The organism is Danxiaibacter flavus (assembly GCF_041060425.1).
GTDB classification, from domain to species: domain Bacteria; phylum Bacteroidota; class Bacteroidia; order Chitinophagales; family Chitinophagaceae; genus Danxiaibacter; species Danxiaibacter flavus.
Genome location: NZ_JAULBC010000001.1, coordinates 1214439 through 1233590 on the forward strand (window position 1 = coordinate 1214439; position 19152 = coordinate 1233590).

Genomic DNA, 19152 nt, shown 5'->3' on the forward strand with positions numbered 1-19152 from the left:
GGCTTTAAGCTTAACGCATCATCCACTCTTTCAATGCATCAAATCCTGCTTTCATTTCAATACTTTGTTTTGATTTGCCCTGCAGGTATTGCACACTTTCAGGAAATTCAATTTTTGTATTGGTTGACTGCTCCACTACTTCAGGGAACTTTACAGGATGCGCAGTCTCAAGGAAAAATCCTTTTTGATCGCTGTGTTCAGAGAGATATTCGTTCAAAGCATAATAGCCCACTGCGCCATGCGGGTCCAAAGTATAATGATGCTCGTTGTATACTTTTTTTATTGTGGCAGCAGTTGTCGCATCATCAATGCTGGTACTGCTGAATATCTTTTTCAGATCAGAGACTTCCTGTCCGAATAATTCCATTATACGCACAAAGTTGCTTGGATTACCCACATCCATTGCATTAGAAATGGTTGCGATAGCAGCCTTTGGCTTATATTCTCCGGTTTGTAAAAAGTTGGGAACAACATCATTTACGTTGCAGGCAGCTATAAAATGCTCTACAGGTAATCCGGATTTATAAGCGATCACGCCGGCGCAGATGTTTCCAAAATTACCGCTGGGTACGCATATAACGGGTGCGCCACTATGCTGCCACTGCTGATATGCAAAGAAGTAATACAATTGCTGTGGCAGCCAGCGCGCCACATTGATGGAGTTTGCAGATGTTAAAGAATACTTTTCGTTAAGATCAGTATCAGCAAAAGCCTGCTTTACCATTGCCTGACAGTCATCAAATGTACCTTCAACTTCAAGAGCAGTGATGTTTTGTCCGAGTGTGGTAAGCTGAAGTTCCTGGATTGGACTTACTTTTCCCTGAGGATAAAGTATAACTACATCAACGCCCTCAACCCCTAAAAAGCCATTAGCCACAGCTCCGCCGGTATCACCGGATGTTGCCACCAGTACTGTTGTGTGTTGATTGCTGTTTCGATTAAAATAACCCAGGCAGCGGCTCATAAAACGTGCACCTACATCTTTGAATGCAAGTGTTGGTCCGTGGAAAAGTTCCAATGAAGAAATGCGTTCTGTAACAGGAACCAATGGAAACTCAAAATTGATCGTCTCGCTTACAATTTTTTGCAAAACTTCATCCGGAATGCTTCCTGCAACATAAGGCTTCATTACGGTAAAGCCAATCTCATCTTTTGAGTAAGACTTTATGTTGGCAACAAAATCTTTTGGTAACGAAGGAATACTTTCAGGAAAGTATAAACCTTTATCGGGAGCCTGTCCTTTAACTGCAGCTTCAGCAAAGCTTACCGCGGGTGACTGTTTTTGTAGACTATAATAGTTCATTGTTAGTTGGATGATGAAAAAAGTGAATGGTGAAAAGTGAATGGTCAATAGTGAATAGTCAATGTTGTTCTTAACGTACAACGTATAACTTATAACTTCTCTACGCTCCTCACTCTCACACCTTCAGTATTAATGCTTGTTACATGTGTATGGAAATCGATACCGATGCGTGTGTAAACCTGCTCCATTGCAAGAGATACTTGTTTCGCTGTTTCCGCATCTTTACTAAGCATAAAAATAGAAGGGCCGGAGCCGGAAATACCACCGCCCAATGCGCCTGCTTCTTTGCTCAGTTTCTTTACTTCGTCAAAACCAGGAATCAGGATACTGCGTACCGGTTCTATAATAACATCTTCAAGTGAACGGCCGATCAGATCATAATCACCTTTAATAAAACCAGCTACGAGACCTGCAATATTGCCCCATTGTCTGATGGCATCACGCAGCAATACATTTTGCCTGAGGATTTGCCGTGCATCAGCCGTCCGCACTTCAATCTGCGGGTGCACAACTGTTACATGCAACGGCGGAGCCTCTATGCTCACAATATCAAGCGGGTGTATCGATCTGATGAGTGTAACGCCGCCAAAAATGCAAGGTGCAATATTATCAGCGTGTTTCACACCGCTGGCAACTTTTTCACCAAACATCGCAAAGCGAACAAGGTCATCTTTTGAAAAGCGATTGTCGAGGAGGTGATTGGCAGCAACAACGGCACCAGCCGCGCTTGCTGCGCTGGAACCAATACCACTGCCTGGTTTAATGATCTTTTTGCTTACTAACGTAAGACCCTTTACGTCCGGAGTTTCATCCAGCAACGCCAGTAAAGCAGCGCCGCTTACATTTTTTTCAGCTTCAGTCGGAAGGTCATAATCATCATTGTTGATAATATGAACGCCCGGTTCATCGCTCAGGTAAACGGCAAGCTCGTCGCAAGGTTCATTCAATGCAAAGCCCAGTATATCAAACCCGCACACAACATTCGCCACAGTTGCAGAGGGATAAGCAACAGCTCCCGCACCGGTTATATTCATCATGGTTGTTACTTGTTGGTTGTTTGGTAACATCGGTTAAAATTTAAATTCAAAAGTCAAAATTCAAAAGCCAAAATCAAGGCCGCCTAAAATGACGTGTGATCAAGTTATGTGTTTTTAACTTTTTAATTTTGACTTTTTACTTTCTACGGTGCTGCAATTCTTAATATATCCGCAAACACACCGCTGGCAGTTACATCTGCTCCGGCACCTGCACCTTTAACCACCAAAGGCTGGTCAGTATAGCGCTGGGTATAGAATAATACTATATTATCCTTGCCATACAGGTGGTAAAAATCAGAGTGTGACGGTATATGTTGCAGGCCAACATTCGCCTTGCCATTTTCGAAAGATGCAACAAATTTCAGCTTGCAATTTTTAGCGGCTGCTTCTTCGTATAAAGCTTTGAAGTGTGCTTCCTGGTTGGCCATTTCTTTGTAAAAATCATCTACACTTCCGTCAAAACAGCTGGCTGGCAAGAAGTAATTGTTGGTAATATCATCCATTTCAATTTGTTCCCCTGCTTCACGGGCAAGTATCATTATTTTACGCATCACGTCAGTGCCGCCAAGATCAAGTCTTGGATCCGGTTCTGTATAGCCTTCATCCTGTGCCTGCTTAACAACTTCGGCAAACGGACGGCTTCCATCATAATTATTGAACACAAAGTTCAGTGTGCCCGATAATACCGCTTGTATTTTATTCACCTGGTCACCACTTCTTCTCAAATCGTTCAGCGTTCCTATAACCGGTAATCCTGCTCCAACATTTGTTTCGAAACGGTATTCAGCGTTAAATTCTCTTGCCGTAGATTTTAATTGTGAATAATTGCTATACGGTGATGACGCTGCAATTTTGTTACACGCAACAATCGAAATACTTTTTTCAAGCAGCCTGTTGTAAACCGCAGCTACATCAGCGTTTGCGGTAACATCAACAAATACTGAGTTACGTAGATTTTTATCTATAACAGTATCTACAAAGCGCTCCAACTCCATTGGTTGTGCATTTTTTAAAGCCTCTTTCCAACTGCGGAGATCAATCTCGTTACCATTATCGACAAACAGCATTTGTTTGCTGTTGGCAATACCGGTAACGCGCACTTGCAGGTTAAGATGTTCCAGTAAGAATTGTTTCTGCTGGTTGAGTTGTTCCATCAGCTTGCCACCAACATTGCCAACTCCAACTATAAATACGTTTAACTGTTTGTGGACAGATTCGAAGAATGCTTCGTGTAAAACGTTCACACCTTTCTTCACATCAGCAACTGAAATCACTGCTGAAATGTTTCTTTCAGAAGATCCTTGTGCTATAGCTCTTATATTGATACCGTTTCTACCAAGGGCGCCAAACATTTTTCCGGCTATGCCCGGATGGCTTTTCATTTTATCTCCAACCAGTGCAATGATTGCATGGCCCTCTTCAACCTTTAATGGATCAACCTTCTTCTGATTCAATTCTGTTTCGAATGCAGCATCAACAACATTTTTTGCCTTGGCTGCATCTGCGGCATTGATCGCAACGCAGATAGAATGTTCAGAAGAGCTTTGCGTGATAAGGATCACATTGATCTTTTCATTAGCCAACGCTTCAAACAATCTTTTTGAAAAACCCGGAATACCTACCATGCCGCTACCTTCCAGGCTTAGTAATGTAACACTGTTTATGCTGGAAATGCCGGTAATGATTTCGCTGCCATCATGCTCGCCGGCGCTTTCAATCACAGTGCCGGCTTCATTTGGTGCAAAAGTGTTTTTAACCCAGGTAGGTATATTCTTTTGCATTACAGGTTGTATAGTAGGAGGGTAAATTACTTTGGCACCAAAATGCGAAAGTTCCATCGCTTCCTGGTATGAAGTGCGGTTGATGGTTTTGGCGTTGGCCACCCATCTTGGGTCAGCAGTCATCATACCTGTTACATCTGTCCATATTTCAAGAGCGGAAGCATCAAGGGCTGCTGCAAAGATGGCGGCAGTGTAATCAGAGCCACCTCTTCCTAACGTAGTAGTATTGCTGTTGGCGTCAGATGCTATAAATCCGGGAGCGAGAAATGCCTGTTTTCCGGAAGCAGCAACTGTGGAACTGATGATTTCATTTGTATCCTTAAAGTTAACTGCTGCAAAACCGAAGTTATTGTTGGTTTTGATCAGTTTACGGCTGTCCAGCCATTCATGTTGAATATTGGCTGAAGACATGAATGCTGAAATGATCTTTGAAGAAAGCAGTTCACCAAAGCTGATGATACGGTCTTTGGTGCGAAGTGACAGTTCTCTTATATAGAATACACTATTGCATATTTCGTCCAGCTCATTAAAGTGCTGTTTTACCATGCTAAGGCAACTGCTCTGATGTGTAACCGGCAGTAAAGCTCTGGCTGTGTCGAGATGCTTGGTTTCTAAGGCCTGAAGCACTTCTTTATAACTTTCGTCGCCCTTTTCTGCAAGGGTTCCCGCATTGATCAGTTGATCCGTAACGCCGCCCAATGCTGATACTACAACTACTTTTGGTTGTTGTTCATTTTTTACTATCTGAACAACTTTCTGTATGTTTTCCGCATTGGCAACAGATGAGCCGCCGAATTTTAATACTTTCATATAGATGCTCCCCGAAGATGGAACAGGGTGATTTGCGTTTGGAAATAAGATTAGTTAGTTTGCACTTTTATTTTGAAATACCAGTAAAACAAAGGTTTCTTTTCAAAAGTCAGCTTAAAAAAGCCCCGATGGTGATATGATGAATTGCAACCCTTTACAGGGTTGTAATAATAATTGTAGTTGTAGCTGAAATAGCTACAGGCGTTGATGAGAAGATATGGTAGTTAGAAGTTGTCATTTTTTTATAACGGTGGTGAAGTTAAGCGACCGTATTTTTATAACAAGCGTTAGTATCAATGTTTTTTGCTTTTAAACAAAATATCTGCTGAATTAGCCGTTTGCAGGTTGAATTAAAAAATCAGCCGGAATTACACCGATTGCATCAATTACGCAATCGTTTGATATTATTTTTTGGGTGAACAATGAGTAATATAGCAAACGATTATTTGCGCCGTGACTGAAAACAATACACCACAGCTTTTATTCCAGCAACTTGCCAACGGAGACCAGCGATCGCTTGAAATGCTTTACAAGATGTATTATTCACGCCTGACCGGATTTGTTACAGGGTTTGTAAAGAACAAGGAATCTGCTGAAGAAGTTGTGTCTGATGTTTTTGTAAGCATCTGGCAGCAACGGGAAAAACTACCATCCATAGAGCATCCATCTACTTATCTTTTTACCTGTGCAAGAAACGCAGCACTCAATTACATCCGCAAGTTTGGTAACAGCAGGGTTGTTTTTATGGAAGATAGCGGCTGCGCGGTATTAACCGAAAATACCGATCCATCAAAAGAGCTTGAAAAGAAAGAGCTCATGATAAAAATGGATCGTGCTATCGAGTCCCTTCCACTGCAGTGCAAAACAATTTTCAGGCTCGTCAAAGAACAAGGCTTTAAGTGCCGCGAAGTCGCAGAAATAATGAATCTTTCTACACGTACTGTTGAAACGCAAGTATACAAAGCTGTTAAAAAGCTGGATGAAGTACTATCCGAACGCCACACGTCATCTAATAAGCCATCGAACAAGGGCTCTTTTTTCTCCCTATTATTTTTTTTCTCTTTTTTTTAATTCCGCGTACGTAGTTTTTCAAAAACGCGTGTCTGTATAGTTGCGCATAACAATCAACAACGTTTTCTGAAAGGGGCAAACATCGCCTGTTTTAGAGTAACAAGATTGAATAACCTAATGCCCAAGGGCAATTATCAGACTGATATGGACAATGATCAATTTTTGCTACTTGTGAGTAAACACATGGCCGGAACCATTCTTCCTGAGGAAACTGAGTTGCTGCAAAAAACAATTGAGACGGATAGCAATTACAAAGAGAAGTTTGTTCTGCTGGAAGAATATTGTTCGCAGAACAAGCAGGAAGAAGCGATGGCACAATATGCCTTTGACAAGATATTGGCGAGAATAAAAAATGCAGACCTTGTTGAGACAGCACCTGTGCGCAGGATGTCTACGTGGCGAAAAATCGTGATAGCCGGCGCGGCAGCTGCAGTTGTCATCATGGTGGTATTGGTAACTTTTTTAGTAAAACACAATACACTACAGCGCGACGTGGTGCTTGCTAACAAAGAGATACATAACGATGTTGGGAAACAATCAATGCTTACACTGGATGATGGCACAAAGATCTGGTTGAATGAAAGAAGCAAGGTTTCTTATAATGATGCGTTTGGTAAAACCCGCAGGGAAATATATCTGAGCGGCGAAGCTTTTTTTGACGTAGCTAAAAATGAGCATGTGCCATTGGTTATTCATGCCCGGAACATTGACATCAGGGTTAAGGGAACGGCCTTCAATGTTTCAGCGTATAATGAAGATGATGTTATCGAAACATCTTTAATACGTGGCATTGTAGAGGTTGTAAACAAAGCCGACGCTGACAGGGCTATTATTCTAAAGCCAAATGAAAAACTGGTAATAAAAGCAGTGAACTCGTCGGGTGGAGAGGCTGTGAAAAAGCTGCAGGATGAGGCAGTAACCCAATCGTACACAATTCAATCATTGCATGTAGAGCCTACGAGTTCACTTGTGCCCGAATTATCCTGGATGAATAAAAAGCTGGTTTTTTACAAAGAGAGCTTTGATAAACTGGTCGAAAAAATGGAACGCCGCTACCTTGTTAAAATTCATATTGTTGATGCAGATCTAAAGCAACAAAAATTCACCGGTGTTTTTGACACGGAAAGTCTTGACCAGGCGTTAAAGGCGCTGCAATACTCGTACTACTTTAAATATTCAATAAAAAACAAAGAAGTATTTATCACCAAAAACTAATGCATTAAAAATCTACTGCCTATGACGTAAGGAGATACATAAAAAAGGGAGAACTGACTTCTCCCTAAGCCGGTAAATAAAGCGGAAAGCGGTTTACAGATTGGCGTCTACACCTCTTTCCTATTACTTAATTAACAGCATTTAAAATTATGAAGAAAATCGCTTTGCTTGATCATCTGCCCCAAAAAAGGCAGGTGGTAAAAATTCTACTGCTTATGAAACTGGTAATGTTCCTGCTAACTGTTGTTTGCCTGCAGGCATATTCCAAAGGAATTTCCCAGGAAAAGATCAGCATTTCAGTTGAGAAAAAAAATCTGAAAGAAGTGCTGGCAATTATTCAGCAAAAAAGTGCGTACCGCATTTTATATAACGACAATATTGTGGGTAATGACTGGCAGGTTACACTGTCTCTAAAGGATGCAAATGTTGCGGAAGTGCTCGAAAAAGTACTGGCCAATACATCGCTTAACTACAAATTGTTAGATAATAACCTGATTGTTATCAGCCAGTCTGCTTATGTTGCCAGGAATGTAATAAAGGGTTCTGTTGCGGACGACAAGGGTAATCCGTTAGCAGGGGTGTCTGTTACTATTAAAAATTCACAAAGGGGCGTTGTTAGCTCTGCGGATGGCCTTTTTTCGATTGAGGCAGATAAGGGAGATATATTGGAGTTTTCGCTCATCGGTCACAAGACCGTCACAATCGAAATTAAAAATGACAACGATCTGGCTGTTACACTCGCACAGGAAGCAGCAAGTCTTAATGATATTATAGTTGTTGGATATGGTACACAAAAGAAAGGCGATCTGACCGGTTCTGTAGGTGTTGTTAAGACAGAGCAGGCTTTGAAATCAAGACCGGCAACAAACGTTCAGGAACTGTTTGCAGGGTCTGTGCCCGGTTTGAATGTTACGAAAAGTTCCGGTGCAGTGGGGTCGGGAGGAAGCCTGAATATTCGCGGCGTATCTACAATAGGAGGCAGTTCCGGGGTATTGGTATTGATAGATGGAACACCCGGAAATATTTACACCCTAAACCCTAATGATATAGAAAGTGTTTCGGTACTGAAGGATGCTGCATCTGCTGCTATCTATGGATCGCGAGCTGCAAACGGCGTATTGCTCATTACTACCAAAACAGGCAAAGGCGTTATTAACAGTAAGCCGGTAGTTGAGGTAGCGTCAAGCGTAGGTTTGCAAAGCCCCCAATTTAGATTGGATTTTGTTGGTGCGGCTGATTATATGAAGTTGTGGGATCAGGCACTGGTTAATGATGGCAAAGATCCATTGTATGGAGAGCAGGGGCTTGCAGACCTTAAGGCGGGCAAGTATGCCGACAATAAATGGTACAAAGAGATCTATAAAAAGAGTACCATCATCAACAATAACTACATGTCAGTTTCGGGTAAGGCGGATTACATCACCTATAGAATCTCCGGTTCTTATGATTACCAGGATGGAACATTGCCTAATAATAATTACAACCGGTACATCATCCGTCCCGATCTCTCGATAAAGCTTGCAAAAAATCTTACACTGGGTGCAAATGTGCAGTACACTGAAACAAAAATTAATCAGCCCCAGGGTGGAACAGAGATCTGGCAAACGCAGTCGGCAAGAGTTTCTCCCATCAGCTTTATCTATAACAAACAAGGTCAGTATGGTGCAGGATCAGCTATGGCGGGCAATCCCATTGCCGGCGTGAACGAAGGTGGTTATAATCTGCAAAAGGTGAAGGAGCTGCTGAACATTTTTGATCTCACCTATACACCTGTTAAAAACCTTAACCTGAAAGGAAGCTTTTCATCTTATTCATTTGATTCACGTACAACAAATAAGGTGAACACGTACAACCTGTATAATGATGACGGCACCATTTATTCCGTGCAAAACCAGGTAAACAGCCTTAGTGAAGCATCTGGCAATAACAGGCGCAACATGCTGCAATTAACAGCGGATTATGGCGTTCAGGTTAATCGTCATAGTATAAAAGCGCTTGTAGGCTATTCGCAGGAGTATTACAAACAAACTTCGTTCTCCGCCTCCAGGGACAATATGCCGTTTGATGGTATAGATGTGCTTGATGTAGGTATAGCAAACAAGCAAAATAACGGAACTGCAAGCGATGTGGCTATTCAGTCGGTTTTTGGAAGAATTAACTATGATTATGACGGAAAGTATTTGTTGCAGGTTAATGCAAGAGGAGACGGATCGTCACGTTTTGCTCCTGGTCACAGGTGGGGTTATTTCCCCTCTTTCTCGGCAGGATGGAATATGCATCGTGAAAAATTTCTTAGTGATGTTAAGTGGCTTTCCCAGTTAAAGCTTCGTGCATCGTGGGGTACATTGGGCGATGCTGAAAAAGTGGCGTATTATCCAACAGCCGCGGTGCTGGCTTTTTCACCAAATATCTATGCTTTTAACGGGGCAATCGTGCCAGGTGCATGGAACAATGTTGCGGTAAATCCAAATATAACATGGGAAAAAGCAGAAGTAACCAACTTTGGTGTAGACGCGGGTTTCTTTAAGCAGAAACTGCAGGTAACCGTAGAGTATTTTATCAATAAGCGCAGTAATATTTTGTACCAGGCACCCGTACCAACGGAGTTTGGCTTGCCGGCGCCGTTGAGCAACCTGCTTAAAATGCAAAACAAAGGGCTTGATGCATCTGTAAGTTACAATGACAGAAGCGGTAATTTTTATTGGGGTATTGATGCCAATGCAAGCTTCTCCCGTAACAAGGTGCTTGACCTGCATGGCACTGGTCCATGGATAGGTGGCAGCACTTATACGGCTGAAGGATTGCCTTACAATCTTCCTTATGGCCTACAGGCCGTAGGTTTGTTCCAGAGTGATGCTGATGTTGCAAAAAATCCTTCACAGGGAACCAACGTGTTTGCAGGCAACATCCAGTATAAAAATCAGAATGGAGATAACCAGATTGATGGCAGCGACAGGATTATTCTCAATAAAAATGTAGTGCCCATTAACTACGGTTCTAATTTAAGTTTTGGATGGAAGAATATTGACTTATCTATGAACCTGTATGGTGTATATAATCAATATCGATACATGCAGGGATATGAAGGATGGGCATTTTATCTTTCTCAGAATGCGCGCCCTATGCACATGGATGCGTGGACTCCGCAAAATCCTAATGCATCTTACCCGAGATTGTCTATCCAATATACGTCCAATGATACAAAGTATTCAAGTTACTGGTTGAGAAAAGCATCTTACCTCAAACTGCAGAACCTTCAGGTGGGCTATACGCTGCCAAGGCAGGTATTGAGCAAAATGCATGTGAACTATGTACGTTTTTATGTGTCAGCGCAAAACCTGGCCACGCTCACAAATTACCCGGGGTTTGATCCGGAAGGTAATTATTATCCAATCTCAAGAACGGTATCATTTGGCGTAAATCTTAAATTCTAACTACCATGAAGAGGCTTTTATATATCATCATACCTGTTGTAGGTCTGTTTGCAGCAGGATGCAACAAGTTTTTAGATCGCCAACCGCTGGCGCAGGCATCAGAGAGTACATTCTGGAAAACCGCAGCTGATGCAGATAAAGGATTAAATGCGGTCTATTCTACACTTCCTGACAGCCGTGATTTCTGGCGCGATTGCCATAGCGATAATTCTGTTATGACGAATGCATGGGGTGAAGGAGGAATGGGTTATATCTGCCAGGGTACACAATCCCCGACAGATGGTTATATCAGTGAGGAATGGGCATATAGCAAATTGCGAATGGCACTTTATTTTTTGGACAAACTAAAAGGTATGTCCATTGATGAGAATTTGAAAAAACGTTATGAAGGTGAAGCGAGATTTATTTTGGCCATCCGTTATTTCCGTATGGTGAGATTGTTTGGCGATATTCCGCTAATCAAGGAAGCTCCAGTCAGCCTGGAGGACGCAGCACTACCGAGAAGTCCGGCAAGTGAAGTGTTGAATTATGTAATTAGCAATGTAGAAACTGCTGTGGCAAATTTACCCGTTACTTATCCAAATAACGATGCGGGGAGAATAACGAAAGGTGCTGCATTAATGCTCAAGGCAGATGTTTACCTGTACATGGCGAGCATTAAGAAATTTCATCAGAACCAGGACGATGCCAGTCTTTGGAAACAGGCAGCAGATGCAGCACAGACGGTAATTGATCTTGGTGCAGGGTATGATCTGGAAAGTGATTATTCTTATCTCTTTAAACACGAATCAAATAACAATAATAAAGAAGTGATCCTGGCTTATCAGTATGTGAAAAACGAGATCACCAATATGTTGCCGGTACTGGCTTCTCCAACTGGAACCGGTATAACAGGAGAGGGCTGGGCTAGCTTTTGCCCCACAAGAGATCTCGTAGATTCTTATTTGTGTACAGACGGTAAGTCTATTAAAACATCTTCGTTGTATGATAAGAATAATCCGTGGGCAAATCGTGATAAACGCCTGCAGCAGACATTCCTTTTGCCGGGTGTGCCATGTCTCAGACCAGACGGAACATATCAGCCTTATCAGCCACATCCTTCTTACGGAAATCCCGAGCGCATGAACAACGAAGGTGGAGGCCTTACCGGATACATGTATTTGAAGTTTGCTGAGCCAACCAATCCTGATCCGGAAAATGCGTATATGAACTTTCCTTTGTACCGCTTTGCTGAAACTTATCTGATGCTGGCAGAAGCATTAAATGAATACGAGCCGGGCAATGGAAAAATTGCATGGGCAATGGATAAGGTACGTGCGAGATCTGGTCTTCCGGGAGTAGATGACCTGCAGGGTAATCAATCTGCAATGCGTGATGCTATTCGTGAAGAACGTCGCCATGAATTTGTTGCTGAGCATAAACGTTATTTCGATATTCTTCGTTGGAAAATTGCAGAGAATGTATTGAATAAGCCGGCCTACGGCATTAACAGTAATGTGAATGACCCGATCGGTGACTGGTCAAAGCCGCAGTTTATGGCCCAGAACCGTGTCTTCGATCCCAATAAGCATTACCTGTGGCCCGTACCCCAAACGGCGCTTGATAAGAACAAGAACCTGACACAGAATAAGGGTTGGTAATAGTGAATTGCGGCAAAGGAATGGTGAATATCAACTAATGTTGATTTGTGCGTCATTGCGAACTTGCAGAGGTGGCTAAGCCGTTGGATGAGTAAGTTGAATTTTTAATTCATTCAACGGCATTAGTCAGAAATACTTTGAACTTATAATTGCCTAACTCTGAATCTTTAAGAAATGATCCTAAAACCGAATGTCACTAAACCGAATGTTGCAGCGCAGCAATCCTCGCCGTTTCACAAAATCATTAGCTGGAGTTAATGAGGATTTGCTATAGATGATTGATTCCGGTTCATTGACAAAATAAATACTATGTTACGTGTAATAGCTTTTCTGCGTATTGTTGGCGTCGTTTGTTTGATGGTTTTTATTGGTTGTAAAATCCTGGGTTATCATCAGGTGGCAAATTATGTTATCAGGGTAACCCTGGTTAGTTTTTCAGTAATTATCGCTTTACAGTTGTACTATAGGTATATCCGTGATTATTTTGGAAAAAAGGATGTTGATGCAGATGAATGTAATGTAAGTTGACTTTAATTTGAAACTCAATAGAAAAATATGAAGCGTAGGTCTTTTTTAAAACAAGGCAGCCTGGTTGTAGGTGGCGTCATAGGCGGCACTTCCTTCCTTAAAGGTTTTGCAACACCATTTGTTGCAGATTATCCTTTGCACAATATCCCTGTGAACAAAGGACTTGATGCAAAATGGATTAAGTCGTTATACGAAACGGGAAGAGCAAGCACCTATTGCAAAACAAAAAATGAATTGAAATACATCGGTATGCCCGCCGGTGGTTTGCATAGCGGCACGTTGTATATGGGTGGAGACGGACGTTTGTGGCTTTGGGGTATTTATAATGATGACCGTGAAGGTGTGGATCCGCGGGAAGTGTATTGGAATGATGGAACAAAGGAACGCAAGATTCGCCCGCGTGATGGGGCGAACTACGTTGAGCCAACGTTGGCCAGTAATAAAAGAATACTGGAGCAGGGAATTGCCGTTAAGATAACCTACGGAGGTGTTACCGTTATAAAGCAACTGAATGAAGATGATTGGGATGATGTGATCTTTGAAGCAACCTACCCATTGGCAACGGTGAAGTATGTTGACAAGAAATTGCCCGTTGAAGTGGTGTTAAAGGGCGGTGCTTTTTTTGTGCCGCTAAATACTGATTACAGTGAGTTGCCTGCTACTTTCCAGGATATTGAAGTTAAAAATATTTCTTCTTCTAATGTGGAGATAGTTATTGCCGGATGGTTAGAAAACGGAGCTAACAAGATAACCGCTAAACCCGGTGACGGGCGACGCAAGAACGAAGTGAAGCTGCAGGCCCGATATTCCTCGATACTATCTTCCTTCATTGCATCGAAGGAGGACGCTAATACACAGCGCGATGCAGGAACCATGTGCTTTTCAGTAATGAATCAAAAAAGCGTGGTAAACACTTCAGCCGATCCCTTCCCTGTTAAAGATGCATTTTTCTCTGAAAGTAAACAAGATGCTTCGGAGAAGGATATTGATGAAAAACTGGTGGCAAGTATATCCGTACCCGGAACAATTGCGCCGGGAAAGACATTTTCCGCCAGTTTTGTTATCGCCTGGCATTTTAATCATTCCCTGAAGAAATTGAATGGCCGGATGCCGGAAAGTAAAGATGGCTATTACTACGCTACCCGTTTTAAAGATGCAGGGGAAGTGATGAATTATGTTGCCAGAAACTTTAAAACCATTCATGACAATACTTTGCTGTGGCAAAAAACATTTTATGATTCCAGTCTGCCAAAATGGTTTCTCGAAAGAACTTTTTTAAACATCGGAACGATAGCAACGGCCAATACCTATCGCTTTGCAAGCGGACGTTTCTGGGGATGGGAAGGCGTGAATGCCTGCGAGGGAACCTGTACGCATGTGTGGCAGTATGGTCATACGCTTGGCCGTATGTTTCCATCGCTGGAACGCGATACCAGGGAGCGTGTTGATCTTGGTGTTGCGATGCAGCAGGATGGTGGGATCATCTTCCGCGGAGAATTCGAAGAGCGCCCTGCAATAGATGGACAAGCAGGCACAATATTGCGGATCTATCGCGAGCATCAGATGTCTGCTGATAATTCTTTCCTTAACAATAACTGGAACAAGATAAAAAAAGCTGTAACCTTTATGTTGCAGCAGGATAAGAACGGTGATGGATTGACAGATACTCCAATGGAAAATACACTGGATGCTGTTTGGGAGGGTGAAATTGCATGGATTGCCGGACTTTGCATTGCTGCAGCCAAAGCTGCACAGTTGATGGCGGAAGAAATGGGTGATACTTCTTTTGCAGAGACATGTAAAGATTATGTATCAAAGGGAGGAAAGAATATGAGTGAGCTGTTCAATGGAGAATATTTTATTCACCGGCCAGATGCCAAAGAGGGACGTAAAAAATTGGGCTCTTATAACACGTGTCATATAGACCAGGTTTACGGACAAAGCTGGGCTTTCCAGGTTGGGCTCGGTAGATTGTGGGATAAAGAAAAAACATTGTCGGCTTTACGAAGCCTGTGGAAATACAATTTTGCGCCTGATGTTGGTCCGTATATTAAGACGCATACTGGCGGAAGGCCTTATGCATTGCCAGGAGAGGCAGGCCTGATCATGAATACAAACCCACACAATGAGCCGAAGGCATACGGTGAAGATGTGACCTGGCAGCTCGGTTATTTTCATGAATGTATGTCCGGCTTTGAACACCAGGTTGCGGCGCACATGATGGCTGAAGGTATGACGGATGAAGCGTTGGTGCTGACAAAGTCAATCCATGACCGGTATCATGCTGCAAAAAGAAATCCGTATAATGAAATTGAGTGCAGCGACCATTATGCCCGTGCAATGGCCAGCTACGGTACGTTTATAACAGCCTGCGGATTTGAGTATCATGGCCCGAAAGGTTATATGCGGTTTGCGCCGGCATTTAATGCGGCAAACTTTAAAGCGCCTTTTACTGCTGCGCAGGGATGGGGTACATATGAACAAAGCATTGGTGGTGGTATACAAAAACATAGCTTTAATGTGAAGTACGGTGAGCTTGTATTGCAGACAATAAGTATTCAGAAAAAAGATGCATCGCCGGTTGCAAAGGTTTCAGTATTTCTTGGTTCGCAGAAAATACCTGCAAGGTTTAAACAAAATGGCAAGGATGTAACTATTGAGTTAAGCAATAAGATAACTATACAACCCAATCAAACACTGGCGATTGTTGTATAATTTTTTGTTACACAGAGAAAATACAGGAGAAGACACGGAGTTGCACAGAGAAAAGCCTCTGTGTAACTCCGTGCCTTCTTTGTGTAACTCCGTGTAACTGTATTCCTCTAATATTTAAACCTTTTGATGCCATTCTTTAATAACAGCACATTGAAATTTATCAGTAGTCCTATCGGTTTGTTTGCAAACTTCATATAAGTCAATATTTGCGCTTCGTGAACGGGTGCCAGAGCATCTACAGATTTTAGTTCCAGGACCAGCGTCTTCTCCACTAAAATATCAATTCTGTAACCGCAGTTTAAGTGTATTTGCTTATAGATGACCGGGACCGGTGCCTGCCTTTCAATTTGTAATCCAGCCTTCATTAGTTCAAATGCCAGACATTCTTCGTGTGCAGATTCTAATAAGCCAGGCCCGAGACTTTTGTGTATTTCAATTGCACAGCCGATCACTTTGTTTGTTATGGCGTTTATGTCCATGATAAAATGAGTTTAAGGTGCGCGCAATATAATTGAGCAGTTGCGTTTAATCTATGATTAAGGTTCCCTTTTTTGATTTGTCACCAATATCCGATAACTTAAGTGTATCAAAACTGAACGAGGTATGACCATCCATCTGCCAACTAACCGTGTCGCTGCTATTGATGTCACGCGGGCTTTAACCATGCTCCTGATGATCTTTGTAAATGATCTTTGGTCATTAAGAGATATCCCCGGTTGGTTGGAACATGTTGCAGCAAAAGACGACGGAATGGGTTTAGCAGATACTGTTTTTCCTGCATTTCTTTTTATCGTGGGATTATCCATTCCATTTGCGATTGCGGCCAGAATAAAAAAGGGAGATGATAATCCCCATATAGTCAAACACATACTTTCGCGTTCGCTTGCATTGCTGGTGATGGGTGTTTTTCTTGTGAACGGAGAAGAAATAAACGAAGCAGCTACCGGTATGCCAAGGGTTGTATGGAACATCATTTGCTGTACTTGTTTCATTGTACTTTGGAACGTTTATCCCAAATCAGCTAATAAACGAATGATTAATGTGGGCAAGTCTGTTGCCCTTGTTCTTTTAGTTGTGCTTGCTATTTTTTATCGTGGCGGCAAAGCGCCCGATGTTCATTATTTTTCAACCTCCTGGTGGGGAATATTGGGTCTCATCGGATGGTCTTATTTAGTGGGAAGTTTAGCCTGTTTTATAGCTCGTGAGAAAATTATCATAACAGTTATTTTTTGGCTGCTTTTTCTCGGTTTATGCATTGCGCGGCATGCACATGTTTTACCTCAAAACCTGGTGTTGCACGCGATTGTTGGTCCGCTCGGAGAGGGTGGCCTCGCTGCATTGGTTTTAGGAGGAGTAATAACAGGACAAATATTCCGCTACTTTATGTCAGGACAGCAATGGCAAAAGATGTTACTGACTTATTTGGTGCTTGCTATCCTGTTACTGGTTGCAGGTTTTGGCGTGCGGCCGCTAGACGGTATATCCAAGATTCGCGCCACACCAAGCTGGGTACTTATTTGCAGCTCAATTACGTTGTTTCTTTTCATAGTAGTATTCCTTGTTGCAGATGTTTGGGGTAAAGCATCCTTGTTTAACCCAATCAAGCCTGCAGGAACAGATACCTTACTGTGTTACCTCATGCCTTATTATGCCTATGCGATTGTCGTTTTGTTCAATCTGGGTTTGCCGGGGCCATTGCTCGTCGGAGCCGTTGGATTGTTGAAATCTTTCTTTTTCTCATTAATCATGATCTGGTGCGCTGGCGGATTGAACAGGATTGGCATCAAGCTCAAACTTTAATTTAATTGATAATGGAAAAGAGAAAATTGAAAATGAATATGCGAATGAGTGGATGTGCAAATGGGTAAATATGCGAATGTGCGAATGAGCTATGGAAATTGCCTGGTTCTAATTTTGTGTACACTTCGCTACGATCATTTTCAATTTTCCCCGCCTGAATGACATCAGTCGGGCAGGAACTTTCAATTATCCATTATCTAAAAACCATTCCGCAGTTTCTTTTATTGCTTGCTCATACGAAGTCGGCGTAAAAGCAAATGCTTTCTGGAATTTGGATGAATCAAATTCAAATGGATAGTCGTTCTGACACATCATTTCATTCATCTCTTTCATAAATCTGTTAAACAGGCCTGAAACAGACAGCAGCCATTTGGGTACAACCTGTACGTTGTTCTTTGCTTTCATGTATTTAGCAGCCAGATCAACAAATTGTTTTCCTGTAAGCGCCGGCGATACGGCCGGAAGATGCCAGGTTTGACCATAGGCTTTTTCGCTTGTCGCCAGCATATATAAGGCCTTTGCTGCATCCGGTGTATAGTTAAATGATCTTGGAACATTTGCATTGCCCAGCCATTGCGCGGTTTTTCCGTTCTTCATTCTTTCAAATACCATTAGTCCTGTAGCGCTTTTATCAATGCATCTTGGTCCGTAGAAGTCAACTGCTTTTGCTATTGCAGCTTTAATTCTGCCTGCATTCATTTCATCTAAAAGCATCTGGTCAATTTCGGCTCTTAATGCGCCTTTTTTACTTATGGGTTTGAAAGGCGTTTCTTCGGTGATCTTTCCATCAACGCGGCCATACATATAAGCATTGTCAAAGAAAACAAGTTTGGCTTTGCACGCCTTACATGCTTCAATTACATTTCTCATTATAACGGGCCAGCTTTTGCGCCAGACATGAATGTTATATTCCAGGCCGACTAATAAATAGACTATATCAGAACCATTCACGGCTTTCAATACCTGTTGATAGTTTAAAACGTCTGCAGCCATGGTTTCTGCACCGGCTACGGCTTTGGGATTCCTTGATACGAGGCGGATGTTTTCTTTGTTTGCCAATAATACAGGAACCAGTTCTGTAGCGATTGTTCCATTTGCGCCGAGAAGAGTATGAAGTGCCATAGTTTGTTTGTTTTGTTAACACAAAGCTATGGCCGTTATGAGGCGGAAATCGTTGACTTTGGTTAAGAAAAAATCCGCTGCATTCTTCTTTTTCTGATGCGGCTGAGCGATTCAGGCGTGATGCCCAGGAATGATGCAATGTAATGTTGGGGAATGCGATGGATATGTTCGCCATTGTCTTCAATGGCTTTAATATAGCGCTGCTCAGGAGTTTTTAACAGCATGCTGTGCAATCTTTCTTCAAGACATGAAACAAGATATTCAGCAATGTATCGTCCAAAAAGCTCAATTCCTGGATGATGCTTGTAAAGCCATTGCAGATCGTTGTATTGAATAGCAAGGATCTCTGAATTTTCGATTGCCTCAACAGTAGCATATGATGGCGCTTGTTTAAGAAAGCTGTTATATGAACTTACCCAGTTATTTTCGAACGAGAAATATGTGGTGATCTCTTTTCCATCGATGGTCTGGTAATACCTGAAACTTCCGCTAAGTATAAATGCTACTTCCTTGCATACCTTTCCCTCGGTAACAAATTTCTCTTTACGGCGGATGGTTTTATGTTGCAGCCTTTCTTCAAGATCTTTCCAGGCTTCATCATCAATGTTAACCATCTTCTTCAGGTATTCGTATAACGGAGCTGTATTCATGCTTCAACCAGATTGGTAATAAATCAACTACAATAGTTAAAAGATA

13 protein-coding genes are annotated in these 19152 nt (G+C 42.2%); 7 read left to right on the plus strand and 6 right to left on the minus strand.

Translation table 11 applies throughout. The features are described 5' to 3' along the window. Nucleotides 1–10: 10 nt before the first annotated feature. The 3 genes from thrC to thrA form a co-directional block, all read right to left on the minus strand. The gene (gene thrC / locus QTN47_RS04605; RefSeq protein WP_369328151.1) at nucleotides 11–1303 is read right to left on the minus strand and encodes a threonine synthase; all 1293 of its coding nucleotides are present in this window, start codon (nucleotides 1301–1303) and stop codon (nucleotides 11–13) included. 89 nt (nucleotides 1304–1392) lie between these two features. Continuing rightward, nucleotides 1393–2370, minus strand: a complete 978-nt coding sequence (locus QTN47_RS04610) for a homoserine kinase (protein WP_369328152.1) — start codon at nucleotides 2368–2370, stop codon at nucleotides 1393–1395. A gap of 113 nt (nucleotides 2371–2483) precedes the next feature. Beyond that, complete coding sequence (gene thrA / locus QTN47_RS04615; protein ID WP_369328153.1) at nucleotides 2484–4931, minus strand: bifunctional aspartate kinase/homoserine dehydrogenase I; 2448 nt, start codon at nucleotides 4929–4931, stop codon at nucleotides 2484–2486. A gap of 453 nt (nucleotides 4932–5384) precedes the next feature. Between thrA and QTN47_RS04620 the strand changes: the two genes are divergently transcribed. The 6 genes from QTN47_RS04620 to QTN47_RS04645 all read left to right on the plus strand — a co-directional run bounded on the left by QTN47_RS04620 (nucleotide 5385) and on the right by QTN47_RS04645 (nucleotide 15534). Next, entirely contained in the window at nucleotides 5385–6002 is a 618-nt protein-coding gene (locus QTN47_RS04620) for an RNA polymerase sigma factor (protein WP_369328154.1), read from the plus strand. A 117-nt stretch (nucleotides 6003–6119) separates the two neighbouring features. Further along, nucleotides 6120–7217, plus strand: coding sequence for a FecR family protein (locus QTN47_RS04625; protein ID WP_369328155.1), 1098 nt, complete (start codon nucleotides 6120–6122; stop codon nucleotides 7215–7217). A 149-nt stretch (nucleotides 7218–7366) separates the two neighbouring features. Beyond that, nucleotides 7367–10651, plus strand: coding sequence for a TonB-dependent receptor (locus QTN47_RS04630; RefSeq protein WP_369328156.1), 3285 nt, complete (start codon nucleotides 7367–7369; stop codon nucleotides 10649–10651). 5 nt (nucleotides 10652–10656) lie between these two features. Beyond that, nucleotides 10657–12291, plus strand: a complete 1635-nt coding sequence (locus tag QTN47_RS04635) for a RagB/SusD family nutrient uptake outer membrane protein (RefSeq protein ID WP_369328157.1) — start codon at nucleotides 10657–10659, stop codon at nucleotides 12289–12291. A gap of 309 nt (nucleotides 12292–12600) precedes the next feature. Beyond that, a complete protein-coding gene (locus tag QTN47_RS04640) occupies nucleotides 12601–12819 on the plus strand; it encodes a hypothetical protein (protein WP_369328158.1) in 219 nt (72 codons plus the stop codon). Nucleotides 12820–12846: 27 nt separating this feature from the next. After that, nucleotides 12847–15534 carry a GH116 family glycosyl hydrolase gene (locus tag QTN47_RS04645; protein WP_369328159.1) on the plus strand — a complete coding sequence of 896 codons (2688 nt, stop codon included), beginning with the start codon at nucleotides 12847–12849 and terminating at the stop codon, nucleotides 15532–15534. Nucleotides 15535–15641: 107 nt separating this feature from the next. Here the strand turns inward: QTN47_RS04645 and QTN47_RS04650 are convergent, their stop codons facing one another. Further along, nucleotides 15642–16013, minus strand: coding sequence for a GxxExxY protein (locus QTN47_RS04650; protein WP_369328160.1), 372 nt, complete (start codon nucleotides 16011–16013; stop codon nucleotides 15642–15644). Nucleotides 16014–16137: 124 nt separating this feature from the next. Here QTN47_RS04650 and QTN47_RS04655 point away from each other — a divergent pair, with 124 nt between their 5' ends. Further along, entirely contained in the window at nucleotides 16138–17334 is a 1197-nt protein-coding gene (locus QTN47_RS04655; RefSeq protein ID WP_369328161.1) for a heparan-alpha-glucosaminide N-acetyltransferase domain-containing protein, read from the plus strand. A gap of 186 nt (nucleotides 17335–17520) precedes the next feature. On the opposite strand, the gene QTN47_RS04660 is transcribed toward QTN47_RS04655, so the two are convergent. Together QTN47_RS04660 and QTN47_RS04665 are read right to left on the minus strand one after the other, a co-directional pair. Further along, the gene (locus QTN47_RS04660) at nucleotides 17521–18456 is read right to left on the minus strand and encodes an NAD-dependent epimerase/dehydratase family protein (RefSeq protein ID WP_369328162.1); all 936 of its coding nucleotides are present in this window, start codon (nucleotides 18454–18456) and stop codon (nucleotides 17521–17523) included. A 62-nt stretch (nucleotides 18457–18518) separates the two neighbouring features. After that, entirely contained in the window at nucleotides 18519–19106 is a 588-nt protein-coding gene (locus tag QTN47_RS04665) for a Crp/Fnr family transcriptional regulator (protein ID WP_369328163.1), read from the minus strand. Between the last annotated feature and the right edge of the window lie 46 nt (nucleotides 19107–19152).

What these genes read in the sequence shown, in the direction of transcription:
- thrC (WP_369328151.1), bottom strand. Translation starts at nt 1,303, where the DNA reads ATGAACTATTATAGTCTACAAAAACAGTCACCCGCGGTAAGCTTTGCT.
- QTN47_RS04610 (WP_369328152.1), bottom strand. Translation starts at nt 2,370, where the DNA reads ATGTTACCAAACAACCAACAAGTAACAACCATGATGAATATAACCGGT.
- thrA (WP_369328153.1), bottom strand. Translation starts at nt 4,931, where the DNA reads ATGAAAGTATTAAAATTCGGCGGCTCATCTGTTGCCAATGCGGAAAAC.
- QTN47_RS04625 (WP_369328155.1), top strand. Translation starts at nt 6,120, where the DNA reads ATGCCCAAGGGCAATTATCAGACTGATATGGACAATGATCAATTTTTG.
- QTN47_RS04630 (WP_369328156.1), top strand. Translation starts at nt 7,367, where the DNA reads ATGAAGAAAATCGCTTTGCTTGATCATCTGCCCCAAAAAAGGCAGGTG.
- QTN47_RS04635 (WP_369328157.1), top strand. Translation starts at nt 10,657, where the DNA reads ATGAAGAGGCTTTTATATATCATCATACCTGTTGTAGGTCTGTTTGCA.
- QTN47_RS04640 (WP_369328158.1), top strand. Translation starts at nt 12,601, where the DNA reads ATGTTACGTGTAATAGCTTTTCTGCGTATTGTTGGCGTCGTTTGTTTG.
- QTN47_RS04645 (WP_369328159.1), top strand. Translation starts at nt 12,847, where the DNA reads ATGAAGCGTAGGTCTTTTTTAAAACAAGGCAGCCTGGTTGTAGGTGGC.
- QTN47_RS04650 (WP_369328160.1), bottom strand. Translation starts at nt 16,013, where the DNA reads ATGGACATAAACGCCATAACAAACAAAGTGATCGGCTGTGCAATTGAA.
- QTN47_RS04655 (WP_369328161.1), top strand. Translation starts at nt 16,138, where the DNA reads ATGACCATCCATCTGCCAACTAACCGTGTCGCTGCTATTGATGTCACG.
- QTN47_RS04660 (WP_369328162.1), bottom strand. Translation starts at nt 18,456, where the DNA reads ATGGCACTTCATACTCTTCTCGGCGCAAATGGAACAATCGCTACAGAA.
- QTN47_RS04665 (WP_369328163.1), bottom strand. Translation starts at nt 19,106, where the DNA reads ATGAATACAGCTCCGTTATACGAATACCTGAAGAAGATGGTTAACATT.